The sequence below is a fragment of the Bdellovibrio sp. MYbb2 genome (assembly GCF_056175685.1).
Genome location: NZ_JBJKJI010000001.1, coordinates 1,362,580 through 1,382,887, shown reverse-complemented (window position 1 = coordinate 1,382,887; position 20,308 = coordinate 1,362,580). Strand labels below are relative to the sequence as shown.

Below are 20,308 nucleotides of genomic sequence, written 5' to 3'. Positions count from 1 at the left end.
AGGATTACCGGCGTTGTTTCAGTTTTCTCTTCTTGCCGCTATTATCCGTGAATTTGAAGTTAGCATCAAAGCTTAAATCAATGCTGAGGCCCACCATGATGCGATTGTCAGCACTCTGACCCGGATAGACACCCAGCTCTTCTGTGTAACTTGCAGCATCAAGACGGAAAATAAAGAAATCAAAGCCCGCACCATAGGAGAAATACCCCTGATTAATACCGGCGCGGATATCCAGGAACGGAATTGAAATCTCGGTCCCCAGATGCAGTTTTTTACCGATCTGAATGTCCGGATCCAAAAGGTGCTGACCTTCCAGCGCCACAATCCAGTCAAGCCCCGGAAGATCAAAGCCCAAAGAAACCCCGGCCCCCAGATTCTGAGGAATGTGCGAAGGCGCCTCTGCCCCCGCGGTCTTTTCAAAGGCCGTGCTACCCACATCTTTCCATACCACTGTCAGTGTTGGATTTAGCGGAGTATCTGCCTGGGTCAGAATTGCGAGATCCACGCCATAGCCCGTGCCCTTGTTTTCAAACTGATCCATGATGGCGTTGATGTCACTGGCGTTCGCCACGGTCGTCAGACCCAGCTCTTGCACGTCCCCGCCCCAGCGGTTCACACGCTTCAGCGCCAGTCCCAGGAAGGTTTTCGGACCCAGTGGATATGCGCCACCGACATAGTAAGCCGAATCGTTGCGGAAGTAGGTCGTAAATTCGGGATATCCGGGATTATGCAGCTCCAGCGAAAGAGTATAGTCGGTGTAATAGCCAAAGCCGATATAGGGCAACGCAATGGCAGCACTGCCCGTTCCCAGGAAATGCAGACGACGACCGAACAACCCATTGTAAGTCGACGGATCATCCCCATCGATGTCTTCGATGGCGTCCAGATCCTCTTTAGTCGGAGTTCTGCCACCAAGGCCCACACTCAATAGATGAATATCAAGACCTTCGATTTTTCCCATCGCGGCCGGATTCGAAAACAGAGCTTCTGATCCATGAACTGTGGTCAGCATCGTGCCCCCCATCCCCATGGAACGAATAGGACGATACATTTGATTGATCTCTTGCGCCTGCACAGGCAACCCCAGAAGCACAAGAATGAAAGACGCCAGGAACTTCATCATCAGAACCCCGGAATTTTCAGTCGAGGACAGCACGCGGCTGCATCGGGATAAACTTTGGTTGGATCACAGGCGCCAAAGCCCATGCCATTGGTGTCCATCAGAACACGAATGGTATAAAGCAGTTCAGGCCCCACGGCAGCTTCATTGGTGGCTGTACAGTTGCCTGCACCGGCTACGGATTCACACTGCTCTAAAGCATCTTGCAACGCCGTCAAAGTGGAGTTGTCTCCGGACAGGACGGAAGCCAGCGCAGAGATGTTTTCGAAAATCAAACCGATGCCTGAAGCAACCTTTTTGGCTTCAGTGTCAGTGATGGATCTTGTTGGTGCCACCACCGGAGCGGGAATCGAAAGAGGATTCTGCGGGCTTGGGCCCGGCTGCGCCCACCCGTCAGTGGCTGTCGCAGTACCCGGAGCACCGGAATAGTTATGACAGACGCTGTAATTGGTATTGTAAACGCCATCCACCACGCCATCATTCGTCGGATCCAGTTTCGCACTGATCGTTGTTCCGATGCGGGCAATACCCAGAATGGTCATAAATAGATTCTGATCCTGAGTACGCTGCAAAACTGTTCCCAGGCTTGAGATAATAGAAATCGCCTGATCACAGGACGCGGTATCCAGGGTGTTGCCACCAAAGATGGAAACAAAGAACGGAAAAATATTCGCTGACGGACTGTTTTGCATCCCGCTGATGATATCCACGAAAGTGAAACCACATTTTCCGGCATAAGCTCCGGCCAGCGTTTCTTTCACACTGACTTTCGCAGCATAAGTTGGCGACAACTGATTTTCGATAATATCAATAGCTTCGTCCCATTCAAGGGCATCAAGCTTTTTCTTGGCTTCATAATAAAGCGCATCGTCTGAATCGGTGTCAGAGACATCCGTCAGCAGATTGGGCTGCGCACAGGAAGTGGTCAGAACCAGGCTCAGTAGAATTATGAAAGCTTGTTTAACACATTTCATGCTTCATCCTTAAAACCGGTATGCGAACTTGACGGTGTATCGTCTGTCTTCTTTGGGTGCATCTGCGGTGCCGACTTCTTCGCCGTAGGTGGCAAACTGCCACTGAAAGCTTTCGGAGGCGAGCTCCATACCAGCGGTCCAATATCTTTGATTATATCCGGCACGGGCAAAAACCACATCCCCGAAGTTCAATTCGAGACCGCCGTGGATCAATTTGGCTTTGTCCTCTTCATCCCCTGATGTCAATAAACCACGGTACTCTACAGTCCATGCAGAGCGAACGTAGTTAGAATGAATCGGAAAGATTGCTGCTGCGACATCAATGTCCTGCTTCACCAAATTGGGACGGTTGGCTGTGTCTAATCGGACACCATGTGCCTGATCGAAACTGGTTCCACCCACATCACGAACCACAGCAGAAATTGTTGGAATCATTTTCCACGGAGCCGCCAGAATCAAACCAACATCTGTTGAAAGGCCCACGCCTTCACTGGCGATAGAATCATAGTCCATCGGACCCGTCGCCGACAGAGCCGGATCATCGACTTCCACGCGACTGATCAGCTTGGTGTTGAACCCCAGTTTCACCCGCCCGTCGAAGAAGCGGAAGTTGAAACCCAGAACGAAGGCAAGGTCATTGCGATAATAGGCATCCACGGTGGTGCCATCATCAGACATCATCGCATCCAAAGTGTAATTTCCATAAATACCCACACCAAAGTTTCTGCCCACGAATGACGGGAACACCTGAAGTTTGGCGTGGTAAGGCATATTGCGGTTTTTTTCCAAAGCCCCCAGCACATCTTCCAGACTGTAAGGATTGGAGAATGATGAATCCGCATAGAAGCCTTGAGTTTCAGAACCGAATTCGATCTCTGGATCGAAAATGGTTCCATAGAAATCACGAAGCTTACCCAAAGCCGCGGGATTCACCAGCAAAGCTGTTTCATCATTGGTTACAGCCAGGCAGGCACCGCCCATTCCCAGGCAGCGGACACCGCTATAAAAATTTTGGCGCGCACGAGCGTTCACATCCGGTGTGAACACCATCAACAGAACTATTTGAATGAGCGCTATCCACAAAATCCTTTTCATAGATACCTCGTTAATAAGAAGTCGAAACAAGTCATTATGCTTATCGGTCGATCAGGGGATCACATTGAGACGTTTCAGAAAAATACATTCAAAGGTCCTGCTTACATATTCGTTACGAATTCACGACCAATGTCATTTGCGAGTTAAGGCCGCCGGAAGAAATCCGATAAGTTCTCTGTACTTTAGACCAAGGAGTTTCCAGGATGTTTTCGAAGAAAATCGCAACTATGATTCTAGGATTGAGCGCAGCTATTCTCACGGGATGTGAGGGTGAACAAACTGAAAAAGACATGATCGCCGAAGCCCAGTTCTGCCTGGACGAAGCGCGAGATGCCGCCTCTGCCAATGCCTGCATGAGCAAGATCAACGGCATCACCTCCCCTAACGCTTATACATTGAGATGTGCTGCCGGGTTTATCTCTTCCGGTATCACTTCGGCTGCCAATCTGTCCTCGGCCCTGACTGCGATCAGTGAAGGCGGCGGTCCAACAGACATGCTAACGGCGCTAAGTTTTGACGATGTCGTACTAGCCAACAACACAGCCAATTATTGCAATCAATCCGGCCAAAAAGGTCTGGCATTGATAGGAGCAATGGCGAAAAGCGCCACAGCTCTTTCAAATGCAGCGAACTCCCTAAACTTGGGTTCCTGTGACGGAAGCGACATCTCCTCGTGCGATCCAGCGGCAATTGAAAATGCCATTAGTGACATTCTCGCTAACCCGAACTCAAGTGCCGCGATTGAGGCCGTAGAAGCTATCGGCTCCTCTATTCAGACTGTATACTCAGTCACTTGCGGGGGCACCAACAACGCCAACTCAGACATCTGTGGTGACATCAACCAAGCGGCTGCTACAGCTGGCATTGACATATCCACCGCGGATATTTCAGCCATCGGCCAAGCCCTGCTAGCTCAATGGAATCCAACCCCATAATCGCAAAAGGTACCTGCTTACTTTTGCATAAGCTTTGCAGCAAAATAGAAAACGGCCCATTTTAGGGCCGTTTTGCTTTTTCCAGATCTGAATTTCAGTTTTAGAAGTCGAGGTTGAGACGGGTCATGTACACGCGGCTTTCCACCGGAGTGTTGCGGGTTCCGACGTCATCCGCGTAAGACGCGAAATCCAAATTAAAGATCCCCAGCTCCGCGGAAATACCCGCTGTCCAGAAGGCCTCTTTCAAACCCACGCGATAATGACCTTTCCACCAGGTGGAAACAGTCCAGTCGAACTCAAAGCCCAAGTGAACACCTTTTCTCCAGTTGAAATCAGGGTGTCCCAGATCACGCACATCCAAAACGCCGCGACCGCCAAAGATCCACATGCTTGGGTATTCCCAGCGCGTTCCGATGTCGACAACACGGTAAAGCTTTTCCGGCTCGCCGTTTTGACCTTCTTTATTCAACAACTTCAATGAAGAACCAAAGCCGGTTTCAGCCACGTTACGAACAACCAAACCCACAGTCGGGCTGGCCAGGCGAAGCACAGACCACAAACCTGAATCCGGTAATTCCGGAGTCCACAGGAAGCCGATGTCGGCATCAATCGTGTAACCTTCCAGCAGGTCCTCTTTCTTGATGATCTCGTCACCAGTTGAAAGATCCACGGCACTGATAGGACGGCTATAGAATCCACGGTTCACAAATTTACCCGTCACACCCCAGGACAGACGTCCATGGTCCACACCTTTGACGTCATCAGCATAGGAAAGTGCCAGTGTTGTATCCGCATACACCGTCGTATTGATAGTTGGACCCAACTGCTGGTGCATCGCCATTTCCAAAGAAACATCCGCAGGGATCAACGCGATCCCCCAGTTTGGACGAACCCAGAAGCCCTCCATCGGAGCAATTCGCATGGAATAGACTTCACCATAGTTCTTTTCAATCAACTCAAGGTAAGCTTGCTGCTTCTGCTGCTCTGATTGATTGCTTTTTTCAATGTCCGAATATTCATTGTAGAAATCCATCGCCCCTGGCGTTCCACCCGCCGTCAAAGACAGATTGATTTGACCGTCTTCACGACGAGCCAGACCTGCCGGGTTATAGAACATCGCCGAATAATCATTGGCAACCGCCACGAAGGCGTCACCCATCCCCAGGGCCCGAGGCGCCTGATAGTGATGGTGAATGGTGGTGCTGACGCTTTCAGCCTGCGCAGATACAGTGGTGATCATCGCAGACAGGCCCGCGAGGAACAGGAATCCTCTATTGAACATAAATTTTGCCTCCAAAATTCTTACCATTGATTGTAGACATAATTTATACTTTGTCTTATGCGAGTTTTTCTTAGCCTCCTTTTTTTGACCTTGGTCGTGAGTTCAGTTCAGAGCATGGCAGCTCCCACAACAACGACCACTTTAGAAACCTCCCCGCTTTCAGGCGAGGACGACGCGGATCTGGCATCTGTGAAAGTCTCAGATTTTGCAGAACGCAAAGAATTTCTGATTCAGACTGCCGTCGGATATCAGAGCGGAAATTACCTGGAGCGTGATGAATGGGCCCAAGGCCCTTATCTGGCAGTGCGCTTTGCTTTGCTGAAACAGTCCCCTTTGCCGGCCTGGGACTATGAACTTTCCTATAACACAGAGGAATTCCTCGGAGTGGGATTGGGCCACCGCTGGTACTTCGCGGAAGAAGACCGTTATCTGCCTTACGCGCGTCTGGGCGGCAATGCCTATCTGGAATCTTCAGATGGTGTGACAGGTCTGATTGAAATCCGCCGCTGGCGTGTGCATGCCGGGATCGGTGCTGGCGAAACGTTCACCGGCGAAGTCGGCACCGGGTTTTCAGTGACCGGGCCGGATATCTATGCCCAGTTCGGTTATAACTTTCAATTCTGATTTTTTAGCTCTTCCAGCCATTTCAACAACCGGTCCACTTCGCGCAGCAAATGCTGCTCGTCGCGGTTGTTGTGCAGAACAAAGTCCGCCTGCTGCTCTTTGAACTGAATGGGAATCTGGGACGCAATCCGCATCTCGATTTCATCCTCGCTCCAGTTCTGGCGGCGCAAACGCTCTTTTTGCTGTTCCTTCGTGCAGGCCACAACAATTACCCCGTCAAACTGATCCTTGGCGCGGGTCTCAAACAACAATGGGATATCATAGATGGCAAGCTTGTGCCCCATGTCCTCGTGCAGACGGCGGCGGCGGCGGGTTTCCTCGCGGATCAAGGGATGAGTGATCGCTTCCAACCTGTGCAAAAGCTCGGGATGCCCGAAGACCTTCTGCCCAAGTTTGCGCCGATCCAGGGCTCCTTCGGCAGTCAGAAACTCTGGACCGAACTCTTGTATGACGGACTTAAGTCCAGCAGAGCCCGGTTTCACGACTTCCTTGGCAATTTCATCAGCATCCACCACCGGAATGTCATAAGTTCGGAGCATTCTGCTGACCGTGCTCTTGCCACAGGCTATACCTCCGGTCAGTCCAATCCATTTCATATTTGAAACTCCTTAAGGATTATTTTTATTTTACCGATAGTCTTCTCAAAGGGGAACATGATTTCATGTCTCAAGCTGTGGAACAGTTCGGAAAATACATTCTTCTAGAGAGACTCGCCGCCGGCGGTATGGCGGAAGTGTATCTTTCTAAATCCACAGGCGCAGTGGGCGTCAATAAGTTCGTCGCAATCAAGCGCATTCTTCCCCAATATTCCGATCATCAGGACTTTATTGAGATGTTCAAGGAAGAGGCAAAGATCGCCGTGAATCTGAATCACGGGAACGTTGTCTCAATTTACGATTTCGGGGTCGAAAGAGCCCAGTTCTTCCTTGTCATGGAATACGTCGAAGGCCGCAACCTTCGCCAGATTCTGAATGAGCTTAAGAAAACCAACACTCAATTCACCATCGAGCAGATCGTATACATGATCAAAGAGGTCGCGGCTGGTCTTGACCACGCTCACCGGTGCATCGATGGCACCACCGGCAAACCACTGAACATCGTTCACCGTGACATGAGTCCGCAGAACATCATGGTCAGCTTTGAAGGTGAAGTGAAGATCATCGACTTCGGTATCGCCAAAGCGGAAACGCAGATGGAAGCCACCAAAGCCGGTACTCTTAAAGGTAAATACGGTTACATGAGCCCTGAGCAGGCAGATGGTCAGTCCATCGACCCGCGCACGGACATTTTCTCTATGGGTATCGTCCTGTGGGAGCTTCTGGCCAACGACCGTCTGTTCACTTCCAACAGTGAAGCGGCGATCCTGCGCAAGATCCGTGAATGTCAGGTGCCTTCCATCAGAAAGATCAATCCTTCCGTTCCACCGGAACTGGAAAGAATTGTGAACAAGGCGCTGGCGAAAGACAAAAGCCTGCGTTATCAGACTGCGGCGGCATTCCACCGTGATCTGAACCGTTTCCTTAATACTCAGTATCCAGAGTTCTCCCCGCACGACTTCAGCGTGTTCATGAAGAACGCCTTCTCGGCAGCCTTCCTTGAGCAGCGTCGCAAGCTGGTTGAATTCGCCAAGATTCAGGCGCAGCCGGTTTCTGAAGACAAAACCATTGTCACTCAGACAGACATGCGCACACCTCAACGTCCCCCGGCTTATGCCCCTCCCGCGGAAGCAGCCGAAGGCGAAGAGCGTCTGGATCTGGACACCTCCACTGATATTCGTGTGAACCTGGACAATCTGAAGACGCCACCAAAACCTTCCATGCCCAAGGTTCCAGGCGCAACAGACACCAACATCACACAAACCCGCACGTCGGCTACAGGCACTTTTGCCTCGGGCCCGGGCACCATGACTCGCACTCCTTCCAGCGTTTCCCCGATGGGAACACGCACGTCCATCGGCAGACCGGCGCCAAGTTCTTCCATGGAAGACATCACCGGCCTTGCGATGAAAGCCGTGGGTGCTTTGCTGGTTGTTGTGGGCTTGTGGTGGGGTTACACCAATTTCGTTGCAAAAAAATCTCCGGGTAAATCCGGCACGACAGCAGGCCTGACACCGAAACCGGCCAACACGGGCAATGCCCAGGCTGCCGGCACCATGCAACAGACCGAACTGGCTGCAACTTCTCCGGAATACACTGTGACCATCTATTCCAATCCGGGCGGTGCCCGCGTGGTGATCGATGGCAACGACACGGGTGAATTCACACCGGTGCGCAAGACCGTGAAAGCCAACACTCCTTACAGTCTGCGACTGGTGAAGGAAGGTTACACGGATCTGGTGACAACCATCACTCCAACTTACGAGGCGTACTCTTTCACTGGAACTCTGCAACGACTTCCAAGAGTGGCTTCCCTGATTATCAACATCGTCAACGGCGGCGCTAATCCGGAACTTCGCATTGCCGGTGTTCCAGTCAGCATCAAGCCAAGCGGTGACGCTTATCTGATTCAGGCTGAAGTTGGTGTCAAAATACAGGCTAGAAACAAGACGACAGGACTCTCTGCAGAAACCACAATTACGGTTCCGGCAGACCAGAGAAAAATTGTAGATTTATATCTGAAATAATCACTTCGTCGCAAAGTTACGGCAACCAGGAGTTTTCATCATGACGAAGCCCACCACTTTGGGTCATTCCATTCTAAGCATGCGCAGCCGCAGTCCTCATCACGTGGCTGTTAAATACAAAGTCAATGACTCCTGGAAAGAAAAAAGCTGGAACGAATACTATTCGGACATCGAAGCTGTCGGCTGTGCCCTGCTGTCTTTGGGAATCAAACCCGGTGACCGCGTGGCCATCATGGCGAACACCCGCCTGGAATGGTCTACGACCGATCTGGGCATCTTTGGCATTAAGGCCATCACTGTTCCAATCTATCAGAACAACACCGCTGATGATGTGGAATACATTCTGAACAACTCTGAATCCCGCATTCTGATCTGCGAAAGCCGCGGACCTTTAAAAACGTTCGAGTCCGTGAAGGCAAAATGCCCGAAAGTGGAAAAGGTCATCGTCTTTGACGAAACCTGCCCGAACCCGGAGGCGATCACGTGGCCGAAACTTTTGCAGATGGGTAAAGACTATCTGGCAAAACACCCAAGTCAGTTCCAGGAACTCTGCGCTTCTTTGACCCAGGAAGATATCGCCACTATTTTGTACACTTCCGGAACCACCGGTCGCCCAAAAGGCGTGGTGATGACCCACCTTCAGGCGATCAGCGAAGTCAGCGAAGCTTTCCCGCTGTGTGGCGCCACCGAAGCGGACACATCCCTGTCCTTCCTGCCTTATGCACATATTTTGGGACGCATCGAACACTGGGGTCATGCCTACATCGGCTTCACCCTGGCATTCGCGGAAAGCCTGGAAAAAATGCGCGGCAATCTGACAGAGGTTCGCCCGACCTTCCTGATGTCGGTTCCCCGCATCTTTGAAAAAATTTATGCTGCAGTCACCGCACAGATTCAAACCCAGCCGCTGAAAATGAAAATCTTCAACTGGGCTCTGGAAGTCGGCACCAAAGTGGGCGACTACAAAATGAGTGGTCAGGTTCTGCCCCTGGATCTGCTGGTGAAATACGAACTGGCGAAAAAACTTGTTCTGGACAAAATCCCCACGGCATTCGGAGGCCGTTTGCGCTTTGCCATCAGTGGTGGCGCACCGATCCCTCGTGAAATTGCGTTGTTCTTCCACGCCGCTGGTGTGCTGATTCTGGAAGGCTATGGCCTGACTGAAACAACGGCCGCTATCACGGTGAACACTCCATTCAATTACAAATTTGGCAGTGTGGGCCGCCCGATTGGCGAAGTGAAGCTGAAAATCGCGGAAGACGGCGAGATCATGGTTAAAAGCGACAAGGTGATGAAGGAATACTACAAAAATCCTGAAGCCACCAAAGAGGCTTTCACCGATGGCTGGTTCCACACCGGCGACATTGGCGAAATCCTGCCAGGTGGTGACTTGAAAATCACCGACCGCAAAAAGGACCTGATTAAAACTGCGGGTGGTAAATACGTGGCTCCACAGCGTCTGGAAGGACTGCTAAGTCTGTCGCCATATATCGCCAATGTTCTGGTCCATGGCGATCAGAAAAAATACATTGTGGCCCTGGTCACGCTGGATCGCCCGACAGTTGAAAATCTGGCCAAGGAAAAACAAATCAATTATTCCGACTGGAATTCTTTGGTGCAGTCCCCGTTCGTGGCGGAACTTATCCGCAAGGCCGTGGCTGAAACCAACACCCAGCTGGCAAGCTTTGAAAGCATTAAAAAATACATCATTCTGCCCAACGAATTCACGGTGGAAGGCGGCGAATTAACTCCGTCCCTGAAAGTGAAAAGAAAAGTGCTGGATCAGCGCTATAAGGAAAAAATCGAAGAGCTCTATCTATGAGAACACTGCTGGTCACCTCCGCGGTGACATTTGTTCCGCACAACTATGACAAGCTGACGCTGCCGTTGGCGCAAGAGCCTCATATCGAGGCTCTTGTCATTATCGACAACCGCAGTTGGGATATTCTGGTTAAAGCATTCCTGCTGATACTGACTCTTGCCGCCCCCCGCATGGGCTGGCAGCTGCTAAAAAACTTTTTCGACAACTCGCTGAAACGAAAGCAGCAGGCCTATGAAGCCGCCGGGAAAAAGGTCTACGTCGTCAAGGACATCAATTCCGACACATCCCTGGCCCTGCTGGAACGCCTGCAACCGGATCTGATTCTGAATGCACGCACCCGTTCATTCTTTAAAAAGAAACTGCTGGCCGTTCCCAAAATGGGATGTTTGAACATCCATCACGGCCTGCTGCCGGATCAGCGTGGTTTGATGTGTGACTTTTGGGCCCATCTTTTAGACACCCCGGCAGGATTTTCCATTCATGAAATGACCTCGAAACTGGATGACGGCGCCTTGCTAAAGGTCGTGGAAGTTCCCTCCGATAAAAAGGATTATCTAAAGTCCCTGGATCTTGGAGCGTCATTCGAAGCAAAAGCAGCCTCGCAGATCCTTCAGGAGTTCGCCTCCCAAGGTAAGATTCAGGGTCTTGAGAACCAGAAAACTGAAAGAACGGTTTACAGAAGCAATCCACGCTTGCGTGATTTTTACCGGCTTCGTTCAAAAGGAGTCAGAATATGAAAACCATCATTGCTCTGCACGGAAACCCCGGCCATCCCGAGGACTGGAGCCTTTTGCAAAAGAGTCTGGATCCCAACGCCTACCGACTGCTGGCAGTTGAAGCTGACAGCGAGGAATGGATCCGCCTGCTGACTCAGGATAAATCCAAAAAAATTCTGCTGGGTCATTCCTGGGGCGGCTATCGTATTTTGAAATCCCTGCCAAAGTATCAGGACTATGTTGAACAGGTGGTGCTGGTCACCCCTTACATCAAACCCGAACGTCCCTTGTCGGCGGTGGCCAAAGGACTTTTGCAGTTACCGATCCTGGGTGACAAGCTGATTCAATCCAGTCATACAAAATCCAAAGACGGCTTCTTTGCAGATCTGATTCATCCCCTGAAAGCCGACGCCCTTCCCTATCTTGCCAAGGTTCAAGAACGCCTGCAGGACTGGAAGCTGTGGCAAAAAACCGTTTCCAACAAAATGAAAATGGAAGCCCATCCGTGGTCTGCCGGTGACGTCTGCAAGGTCCCCGTGACGGTGATCTATGGCCGCCAGGACAAGATCAGCCAGGATCAGGCACAGAATGAAATCGTCTCTAAATACCCGTCCCACAAGATTGTCCATGTCGACAATGCGGGACATGGTCTGCTATGGTCTCACGTTCAGGACATTTTGAAAATTCTGACGACCGAAGCCAGCAGCAGTGCTTCAACCCCGGACAGCAAGATCGGTTATTATCCAGGTGAAGACGGAAGAAACAACGTCATTACCTACATGGAAAAACACTTGCGTGAATTCCCGGAACGAGTGGCTTTGCGCTGGGCCAATCCGCAAGCTTTGGCCCAGTGGAATGGGGATCCCAAAACCCCCATCAAACACGATGAAATCACCTATCGCCACTTCGCCGCCCGCATCAACTCGTTTGCGCGAGGTCTGATGGACATCGGCATTAAAAAAGGCGACCGGGTCATCATCTTCCTGCCGATGAGTCTGGACATGTACACCGCCATGTTTGCGGTTCAGCGTATTGGTGCCATTGCCGTGTTCCTGGATTCCTGGGCGCGCAGTCACCATCTGGGCGCTTCCGCAGAATGCGTGGGCCCGAAAGCCATGATCAGCTTCAAAATGGCGTTTGATCTGGTGGAACAAGTCCCCGAATTCAAGTCCATGCCGATCCGTGTTCTTTACGGCCCCGGCGACAAGTTCACGCACAAATTTGAAGAGCTGCTGAAAGCAGAACCTTCCCCAATTGAGCCGGTGGAAAGTGAATTCACCGCCTTGATCACTTTCACAACGGGATCCACAGGAAAACCCAAGGGTGCCAACCGCACTCACCGATTCCTGTCGGCCCAGCACCATGCACTTTCTCACGTGATTCCGTACACCGAGAAAGACAAGGACATGCCGGCCTTCCCGATTTTCAGTCTGAACAACCTGGCCTCCGGCGTAACCACCATCTTGCCAGCATTGAATCTGGCGGCTCCGGCCGCTCATGATTCGGCTTTGCTGGCGTGTCAAATTATGCATGAAAATATCAACTGCACGACCCTGTCACCAAGTATGCTGGTGGGTGTAGCCAAGTTCTGTAAAGAGAACAACATTCAGCTGACCGGACTGCGCCGAGTGGTGACCGGTGGGGCGCCGATTTCCAAGGATGACGTCAAAGCATTCTATGAAATCGCGCCGCAAACTGACCTGTGGATTTTGTATGGATCGACGGAAGCAGAGCCGATGGCCCATATTGAAGGCCGCGACATGCTGAAAGAAAGCAATATCACCGATCCTGAAATCATCGAGGAAGGCGTGAACGTCGGTCATATCAGTGAAGACATCGACTATCGCTTCATCCGTATCAAAGATGGTCCCATCGAACTGAAGGACGCCCCATGGTCCCAGATCGAGGTTGCCAATGGTGAAGTGGGTGAATTCATCTGTACCGGGGACCACGTCTGCCGCGACTATTACAATAATCCCGAGGCCTTCAAAACAACGAAGATCATGGATGAAAAAAACCGCGTATGGCACCGCACAGGCGATCTGGCTTACATCGATCCCGACAAGAACCTATGGATCGTGGGCCGGGTGAACAACGCCATCGAACGCGCCGGCAGGTACTATTTCCCGGTTCGGGCCGAAGTTCTGTTAAAGCGTATGGACTTTACGTATCGCTGTGCCTTCCTGGGTATGGATGATGCGAAGCTCGGTCAGGCCACCTATGCTGTAGTCGAACTGAAAGAAGGCATCGACGCGGCTATTTTTGATTTTGCCGCTGCGAAAAAAGAAATCCAGCGTGTCTTTGAGAAAAATAAAATTCCGGTGGATGAGATCAAATTCGTCAACAAGGTTCCCATGGATCCGCGCCACCATTCCAAAGTGGAATACAAAGTGCTGCGTGACCAGTTGAAAGAACCGGGAGTTGTCATTGGCTAAGTGGTGGATACTGGTCAAAGAAAGATTCAGTCCGGCCTCTTATGTGCCCATGATATTCCTGTTCTCATGGGCCAATGGGTTGTACCTGACTAAAACGCTTGAGCAGGACTGGAACTGGTCCCGCTTCGCCGTGGTCTTTGTACTGCTGCTATCGTTCTTTTTCCGCATGCGCCTGTTTGATGAAATCAAGGACTATGAAGTCGACCTGAAGGTCAACCCCACCCGCCCGCTGGCGCGCGGGGTTTTGTCCGTGGCGCAGGTCAAAAAAGCGCTGTTGGTTCTGATCGTGCTGGAACTGGTGATCGCTGGTTCTTTGGGGCTTTCGCCGTTCCTGGTTCACGCCATTGCCATTGGCTACAGCCTGATGATGTACGAAGAGTTTTTCATCGGGGATCTGCTGCGCCCGCATCTGACGACGTATGCGGTGTCTCACACTTTTGTGAGTGCTTTGCTGGGATTGTCTGCGGGTATTGCCATGACCGGCATGGAACTGACCGAGCTGAAGACCGAACACGGTTTGTTCTTTTTGATGAACTGGTTCTTTTTCAATCTGTTTGAATTTGCCCGAAAGACCTTCGCCCCGGAAGAAGAGCGCGACCATGTTCCCAGCTATTCCAATATTTTTGGATGCACCGGAGCCTGGGCCCTTTCAATCAGTCAGGCGGTTTTGGGTGTGGCTTTGATTTATTTCCTGCATCCGAACCTGTGGCCACCGATTGCTTTGACGGTGTATGTGGCCGTGAGCCTTGCCTATCTTTTGCGTAAATCACGCAAGACGGCAGCCTTCTTTAGAAATATCAGCGGCGTTTATCTGCTTGTTCACTACATCATCCTTATATGTATCTTGGGAGTTTAACCATGCTTGTCACCCCCAAATCGACCCTGTTTTTTGCAAAGAACGAAGCCGGTGGTAAAGGCTTTAATCTTTATCTGATGTCCCAGGCCGGTTTACCGGTTCCTGAATGGGTGGTTTTCGGCAAACGCTACTTCCATGAGTTCCTGCAGTCCGCTGACGTGAAAGCCCGTCTGGAAGGTATTTTGGACCGCCTGCTTCGTCAGGAGCTAACCCCCGCTCTGGCGGAAAAAGAAGTTTTAAATCTGTTTGAATCGACTCCCCTGCCGGCGACGGTGGAATCCTCTTTGGAAGAAGCCCTGCAGTCCCTGGGGTCCGACAAGGTCTTTTCCGTGCGTTCTTCCGCCGCGGACGAAGACAGTCTGTCGCATTCTTTTGCCGGACAGCTTTCAAGCTATCTGTATGTTTCTGGCAAATCCGACATTCTGAAATACATTCGTCAGTGCTGGGCTTCGGCGTTTTCTGAACGCGGTCTGGTGTACCGTCTGGAAAACAAAATTGATCTTAAAAAAATCTCGGTGTCGGTGGTTCTTCAGCGCATGATTGACCCGGATAAGTCCGGTGTTTTGTTCACCTGTGACCCGGTGGCGAAAAAAACCGACACCTTCGTTGTTTCCTCGGTGTATGGCGTGGGCGAAGGACTTGTTTCCGGGGCTTTGGATGCAGATTCATTCTGGCTTGATGCCAAAAGCGGAAAAATGCTGCGCGAAGAACTGGTCGAGAAAAAAGAGATGATGAAAAAGTCCGCTTCCGGTCATTGCGAAATGAAACCGGTCAGCGCGGATAAAGTGAACACCGCCTCTTTAAGCTCTGAGGAAATGAATGGCCTGTACCGCCTGGGGCAGAAAATTCAGGAACAATACCACCGCCCTCAGGATATCGAATGGGCCGTGGAAGGTGGCAAAATCTATATTCTGCAAACCCGTCCGGTCACAAGCCTTGATCAGGATCTGATTGGTTATCCGAATCTGTGGGACAACTCGAACATCATCGAGTCCTATGGTGGATTGACGTCGCCATTGAGTTTTAGCTTTGCTCTAAGAAACTACAAGGCCGTCTATGTGCAGTTCTGTGAAGTCCTGGGGGTTCCCAACGACATCATCAAGGACATGGACTCGTACTTAAGCTATATGCTGGGTTCCCTGGACGGCCGCGTGTATTATAACCTGTTTAACTGGTACAAGCTGGTCGGCGTCTTGCCGGGCTTTAAACAAAACCGCGAGTTCATGGAAACGATGATGGGTGTTTCTGAGGCACTCAGCGATGAAATCGCCAATCGTATCAAGCCCCATCCTTCCTGGGACACTCCGGTGGGCCGCCTGCGCAAGGCGATCACGGGCTTTAACTTTATCAAATACCACTTCACTATTCAGACAGTCGTTGATGACTTCCTGACGACCTTCCACAAGGACTATGACCGCTTCCGCGCCATGCCGCTGAAACGCATGCGTGGGGATCAGTTGATCCGCGTGTACATGGATGTGGAAAGAAACATGCTGGGTCGCTGGAAAGCGCCGATCATCAATGACTTCCTGTGCATGGTGCACTTTGGTCTTTTGCGCAAGCTGACGACCACGTGGCTGAAGGAGCTTGATTCCACTATCCAGAATGACCTTCTGGCTGGTGAAGGCGGTCTGGAAAGTGCCGAGCCCACCAAGGCTCTGCTGCGACTGGCAGCCAAAGCCAACCAAAATGAAGGTCTGCGCAAGCTGATTGAAGAAACCGATCCGAAAGAGGGTCTTGAGGCCCTGAACCAGTCCCCTTACACCGAGTTCTACAAGCTGGTGCTGGACTATCTGGACCGCTTCGGTTTCCGCTGCATGAGCGAAATGAAACTGGAAGAGATCGATCTTCTGACCGACCCAAGCTATCTGTTTGTGTGTCTGAAGAACTATCTGAAAGCCGGTCAGGTGGAAGCCCATGACGACACCCACGAAAAGAATCTGCGCCAGCAGGCCGAAGCCAAAGTGGCGGGGCATCTGACAGGCATTAAGCAGAAAGTCTATTTCTGGGTTCTGAAGCACGCGCGCAAAGCGGTGAAAAACCGCGAGAACACGCGCTTTGCGCGCACCCGCATTTACGGGATTGCACGCACGATCTTCCAGACTATTGGTGAAGACCTGGCATCGCTGGGCGCTTTGGAGAATCCGCGCGATATCTTCTGGCTGACCATCGAAGAGGTCTTTGGTATTTACAACGGCACGCTGCCGTCATTTGATCTGAAGGCCTTCGTTGAGCTTCGCAAGAAGGACTATGCCCGCTTCACCGAAGAAACCGACCCGCGTGTTATGACCCGTGGTGCAGTTTACTGGAACAACACATTTATCAAAGAAGAAGACCTGTCTCAGGTCAGCAGTGAATCCGGCGACTGGGATCTGAAAGGTCTGCCGTGCTGCCCGGGTGTGCTTGAAGGCGTGGTGAAAGTCATCATCAATCCAAGCGACAACCTGGATCTGAACGGCGAGATTCTGGTCACCGCGCGCACCGATCCAGGATGGGTGCCGCTGTATCCGGCGATTTCAGGTCTGTTGGTGGAACGTGGCAGTCTGCTTTCGCATTCCGCCATCGTCGCCCGAGAAATGGGAATCCCGGCGATCGTCAGTATTCCGGGACTGACCAAGAAACTGAAAACCGGAATGCGCGTGCGCATCGACGCCAAAGCCGGAACCATCAAAATTCTATCCGAGTAAAAGGTTGATCAAAAAGGTTCAGATGCAAGGCGGAGGTGGGACCTCGCAGCGCAGGCGTGCTCCATGCACGTCGGAGTGAGAAGGCCCGCCGACAACGCAGTCAGGTGGGCCTTTTTCATCAGCCGATTAAAGATTTAGTGTGCCCAATTCAAACTGCTCAAGCCCCTTAAAGATCATTTTCAGCTGATCAGAGAACACTGTGGATTTGCGGGAATCCAGATCCACCGTCGAGCAGGGAACCGCGCCAACAAGTTTCTTCAGAACTTTACATTTCACCGTGGTGGAGCAACTGGTGTTGTTGCAGGCCACAGGTGTTCCGTTGAAGAAGCTCAAAGTCGGATTGCTCATAAAGGCCTGAGTGTCGATGGCCTCAGAACAAGCTCTGCGGCGAACGCCGGATTTGTCAGAAGGACACATCCAGTCTTTAACCGCGTCAATAAGATCTGCACGGGAAGACTGCAAAGTCAGAGGTTTCACAGTAGGCGTCAGCAATGTGAAGTGAATCGTCGCCTGAGGAATCAAAGCATCCACCGGAGAGAACACTTTATAGAAACCCAAACCACGGCTGAATGTACCGAAGGAATCAACATAAGGAGAATTCACTGGTTTCAAACGCAGGCACTTTTTAGTGGTGCATTCCAAAGTCTGTTGGGTGATGCGGGACGTGGTCCCGATACGAGTCAGGTTTTCAGGATAGTAGCCAACATCGTGATAGTACCAGTTGCCGTCCGTCATCATCTCCTGGAAATCAGACGACGCGAAAGAACCAAACACCGGACGACGCCACATTTTTGCAGCCGCCGGAGCCAAAAGCCAACCCGAGTTGCAGGAATGGAATACCACAAAGGCATTCGGAGCCAATACGCTGCCAAGTTGTGCGAACTCTGGATCTTCGTGATCCAAGCGGTCCCGTTTATCCTGAAGACGGAATCCGTTGTAAGTATTTGCGTGTCCATAGAACTGCAATGAAGAAATCGGGGCATTCAAATACTGAAGCGCCAGAACCAGACGTTCTTTCCCCAGATCATCTTCGTCAGCTTTACGAAATCCGAAACCTGCCTTGGCCAGCATCGCGCTTTCAGCAGAAAGGGATTCATTCACCGCGCTGATAATAACGCGCTGTCTTTGCGGGAAGCGGTCACGGGACACTTTCGCACCGATGATCGCGGACTGCAGAAACTGTGTGCCCTGATCATTGCCAAAGCCTGCCACAAATACGTCTGTTGGAACACCCGCACGAAGCTTTGCTGGTTCAGAAGCAATCAGATAAGCCGCACTTTTTTGCGCCCAGGAACCCGCCACAAAAGCCAGAGCCCCGACAAGAAGCTTGAATTTCATTTAGACCTCACAAGTTAAAACTGAAGGCCACGTTCTACCACAAACACGAGGTGATCTAAACATTCTGTGATAATTCACAAAGGCACGTGAAAAGAGTTCAGTAAAACGTCACCTTGTCAAAAACTTAGACAGCGATGTCAGTCCAAGTACCCGCATTTTCCCTGTGAAATGGGCACGCCTCTCGCACCTGTCCCCGTGTGATTTAAAAATGGAGATTATATGAAAATTCTGAAATCGATCGTTCTGGTGGCTTTGAGTCTTTCCGCGGTAAATGCTTCTGCTTATGGTTTGGAGTGCACGACTCAGTCCCATATCATGGACTTTTTAACTCTGGATCGTGACGGCGGCGAAGAAACCATCACCGTGAACTATCTAAGCGAACGCAAAGAACGCTTCCTGGTGATCAAACACACCCACGAACACATCGTGGCCGTGAAAGGCCAAGTCAGCGAATCCAACCCAAATAAAGTGGAACTGCTGTTGGACGCCTCCGGCAACGGCCAAATGGCCCTTTACGGACAAACAGCCGACGTCAGCTGCACCGAAAAATAAGCCAAAATGCAACCGGGAACCAAGGCGGTTCAAAACGGTTGCTATGCAAGGCGGAGGTAAGCCCTCGCAGCGCAGGCGTGCTCTAAGCACGTCGGAGCGAGAAGGCTTGCCGACAACGCAGTCAGAGCGGCCGTTTTCAACCGCCGACCTTTCTGAAGATATGGAATTGGTAGACTCCGGTTCCGTCTTTATGCTGAGCCCAGACATTCTTGTCGCCCAGCTCTTCCCACCCTTTCAGATCAATCGCCGTTGGCGCACGCATGAAGGATCGGATCACCATCTGAGTTCCGGCTTTGCTGTCCGTATTCAGCCTTTGCAGAATCTGATTGGCATCACGCTGTTCAAGATAAGAAATCGTGTCTGATAAAGAGATAAAGTCATATGCATGCTTTGGCAGTTCTTCCAGCAGATTGCCGTGCAGGTAGCGCACCTCGGTTTTGGACTTTTTCACCGCCGCGACAACGTGTTCGTGCGCTTCCAAAGGAAGGCCTTCTTCATAAGCAATGCGGCCCAGGAAAAGGATCTGCATGAAATAGTTCTTACGCACCAGTTGCGTGCGGAAGATCCGGTCAAATTCTTCCATGATAAACTGCCACGGAGCCCGCTGCTCGGTTTTGTGATCGGCGCGACCACTGAAGTGGCCTTTGTACAGGTACTTGTTGAACACAAACTCGCTGGCCGCCACACGAATAAAGCTGTTCCAGCGGATTTTCGGCCAGTGCTTTTCATAAAGCTCGATCTGCTCGGACAAAGTTTGTGCGGCAAAGACCTTGCTGAAATCACACTGCAAGACATCACGGAATAAATAACCCAGTTTCTGGAAATGGGATTCCCAGCGGCCCAGCAGGATAAATCCGCGCGGCTTCCAACCTTCCACGCGTTCCTGCCAGTAACTGGTGGCTGCGGCTGACAAAGTCAGACGCTTGAAAAGATCTTCACGGCTGTCGCCTTCATCATGGCCGCCTTGCAAAGCGCCGCGATAGCCCATCAGGAACAAGTATTCTTCATAGGTCAAAGTCTTCATCGCCTGCAGACGCAGCTCGCACAGATAAAGCTGACTGACCGACATGTCGATGACATCCAGATATTTAGGATTCTTGGCAATCAGTGGCAGGCAGCGAGCGCCGGAGCCCGCAATGCTGAACACACGGTTTGCACCCTCGGGCAGTAAATCAAATTCAATGCGCGTGTCTTCATTGGACAGGGTGTAGTTTAAATCAGAGAAGTATTCTTTTGCCATTGCTGACTC

16 protein-coding genes are annotated in these 20,308 nt (G+C 51.3%); 9 read left to right on the top strand and 7 right to left on the bottom strand.

Annotated features, from left to right (window positions below):
* Positions 1–4 precede the first annotated feature (4 nt).
* The 3 genes from AC04MQ_RS06745 to AC04MQ_RS06735 are packed head-to-tail and all read right to left on the bottom strand — an operon-like array spanning position 5 to position 3,189.
* Entirely contained in the window at positions 5–1,123 is a 1,119-nt protein-coding gene (locus tag AC04MQ_RS06745; RefSeq protein ID WP_041577947.1) for a hypothetical protein, read from the bottom strand.
* Complete coding sequence (locus tag AC04MQ_RS06740) at positions 1,123–2,094, bottom strand: outer membrane protein assembly factor BamD (protein ID WP_015092165.1); 972 nt, start codon at positions 2,092–2,094, stop codon at positions 1,123–1,125. Before AC04MQ_RS06740 ends, AC04MQ_RS06745 begins: the two co-directional genes overlap by 1 nt.
* A gap of 9 nt (positions 2,095–2,103) precedes the next feature.
* The gene (locus tag AC04MQ_RS06735; protein WP_041577948.1) at positions 2,104–3,189 is read right to left on the bottom strand and encodes a PorV/PorQ family protein; all 1,086 of its coding nucleotides are present in this window, start codon (positions 3,187–3,189) and stop codon (positions 2,104–2,106) included.
* Between the two features lie 227 nt (positions 3,190–3,416).
* Between AC04MQ_RS06735 and AC04MQ_RS06730 the strand changes: the two genes are divergently transcribed.
* Positions 3,417–4,124, top strand: coding sequence for a hypothetical protein (locus AC04MQ_RS06730; RefSeq protein WP_475391622.1), 708 nt, complete (start codon positions 3,417–3,419; stop codon positions 4,122–4,124).
* Between the two features lie 100 nt (positions 4,125–4,224).
* Here AC04MQ_RS06730 and AC04MQ_RS06725 read toward each other — a convergent pair whose 3' ends face one another.
* Positions 4,225–5,406, bottom strand: a complete 1,182-nt coding sequence (locus AC04MQ_RS06725; RefSeq protein WP_148278864.1) for a PorV/PorQ family protein — start codon at positions 5,404–5,406, stop codon at positions 4,225–4,227.
* Positions 5,407–5,502: 96 nt separating this feature from the next.
* On the opposite strand from AC04MQ_RS06725, the gene AC04MQ_RS06720 reads away from it, so the two are divergent.
* Entirely contained in the window at positions 5,503–6,030 is a 528-nt protein-coding gene (locus AC04MQ_RS06720; RefSeq protein ID WP_475391620.1) for a hypothetical protein, read from the top strand.
* Here the strand turns inward: AC04MQ_RS06720 and coaE are convergent.
* Complete coding sequence (coaE, locus tag AC04MQ_RS06715; protein WP_041577950.1) at positions 6,021–6,626, bottom strand: dephospho-CoA kinase; 606 nt, start codon at positions 6,624–6,626, stop codon at positions 6,021–6,023. The genes AC04MQ_RS06720 and coaE overlap by 10 nt on opposite strands.
* A 65-nt stretch (positions 6,627–6,691) precedes the next feature.
* Between coaE and AC04MQ_RS06710 the strand changes: the two genes are divergently transcribed.
* The 6 genes from AC04MQ_RS06710 to AC04MQ_RS06685 are packed head-to-tail and all read left to right on the top strand — an operon-like array spanning position 6,692 to position 17,169.
* Entirely contained in the window at positions 6,692–8,653 is a 1,962-nt protein-coding gene (locus AC04MQ_RS06710; protein ID WP_015092171.1) for a protein kinase domain-containing protein, read from the top strand.
* A gap of 40 nt (positions 8,654–8,693) precedes the next feature.
* Positions 8,694–10,475, top strand: a complete 1,782-nt coding sequence (locus AC04MQ_RS06705) for an AMP-dependent synthetase/ligase (protein ID WP_015092172.1) — start codon at positions 8,694–8,696, stop codon at positions 10,473–10,475.
* Positions 10,472–11,212, top strand: coding sequence for a formyltransferase family protein (locus AC04MQ_RS06700; protein WP_475391617.1), 741 nt, complete (start codon positions 10,472–10,474; stop codon positions 11,210–11,212). The genes AC04MQ_RS06705 and AC04MQ_RS06700 overlap by 4 nt, the downstream gene beginning before the upstream one ends.
* Positions 11,209–13,626, top strand: coding sequence for an alpha/beta fold hydrolase (locus AC04MQ_RS06695; RefSeq protein WP_475391615.1), 2,418 nt, complete (start codon positions 11,209–11,211; stop codon positions 13,624–13,626). Before AC04MQ_RS06700 ends, AC04MQ_RS06695 begins: the two co-directional genes overlap by 4 nt.
* Complete coding sequence (locus AC04MQ_RS06690; RefSeq protein WP_041577951.1) at positions 13,619–14,482, top strand: UbiA family prenyltransferase; 864 nt, start codon at positions 13,619–13,621, stop codon at positions 14,480–14,482. The genes AC04MQ_RS06695 and AC04MQ_RS06690 overlap by 8 nt, the downstream gene beginning before the upstream one ends.
* 2 nt (positions 14,483–14,484) lie before the next feature.
* Positions 14,485–17,169, top strand: coding sequence for a phosphoenolpyruvate synthase (locus AC04MQ_RS06685; RefSeq protein WP_015092176.1), 2,685 nt, complete (start codon positions 14,485–14,487; stop codon positions 17,167–17,169).
* Positions 17,170–17,295: 126 nt separating this feature from the next.
* On the opposite strand, the gene AC04MQ_RS06680 is transcribed toward AC04MQ_RS06685, so the two are convergent.
* The gene (locus AC04MQ_RS06680) at positions 17,296–18,507 is read right to left on the bottom strand and encodes a hypothetical protein (protein WP_475391613.1); all 1,212 of its coding nucleotides are present in this window, start codon (positions 18,505–18,507) and stop codon (positions 17,296–17,298) included.
* Between the two features lie 219 nt (positions 18,508–18,726).
* Here AC04MQ_RS06680 and AC04MQ_RS06675 point away from each other — a divergent pair, with 219 nt between their 5' ends.
* A complete protein-coding gene (locus AC04MQ_RS06675; protein WP_015092178.1) occupies positions 18,727–19,059 on the top strand; it encodes a hypothetical protein in 333 nt (110 codons plus the stop codon).
* Positions 19,060–19,195: 136 nt separating this feature from the next.
* Here the strand turns inward: AC04MQ_RS06675 and AC04MQ_RS06670 are convergent, their stop codons facing one another.
* Entirely contained in the window at positions 19,196–20,299 is a 1,104-nt protein-coding gene (locus tag AC04MQ_RS06670; protein ID WP_475391610.1) for a BtaA family protein, read from the bottom strand.
* Positions 20,300–20,308 lie beyond the last annotated feature (9 nt).